Raw genomic sequence first — 301 nt, 5'->3', positions numbered from 1 at the left:
CAGATAGAGTTAAAACAGAGTTCAATGATAGACTTATTTTTGTAGAAAGTGGAGACAAGCCAAATGTTATATGAGTATGTTGCTACTTATGGCGACAAATATAGAATAGATAGCTTCACAGGGTACAGAGAGCTACGTAAAGATCACTTAGAACTTTTATCAGGTAAAGTATATTACAATAGTGAAAACTCGCTTAGAATCGAAACTACGCTCTTGTACGAGGTCGGTCAATTTGTATCAATTGGTGGTTATCCGTATGGCGGTAGAAAATTTAGATTACTAGAATTATCAATTACTGATA

At 34.2% G+C, this 301-nt stretch carries 2 protein-coding genes; both read left to right on the top strand.

The window, feature by feature from the left end; all coding sequences use genetic code 11:
* The coding region (locus tag FDX22_RS32745) for a hypothetical protein (RefSeq protein WP_137365192.1) at positions 1–74 on the top strand (74 nt) is incomplete at its 5' end.
* Positions 64–301: hypothetical protein (locus FDX22_RS30615; protein WP_146717764.1), on the top strand; the 238-nt coding region annotated here is incomplete at its 3' end. The genes FDX22_RS32745 and FDX22_RS30615, both read left to right, overlap by 11 nt.

The organism is Citrobacter sp. TBCS-14 (assembly GCF_005280805.1).
GTDB classification, from domain to species: Bacteria; Pseudomonadota; Gammaproteobacteria; order Enterobacterales; family Enterobacteriaceae; genus Citrobacter; species Citrobacter gillenii.
This window is presented reverse-complemented; position numbering and strand designations above follow the sequence as displayed.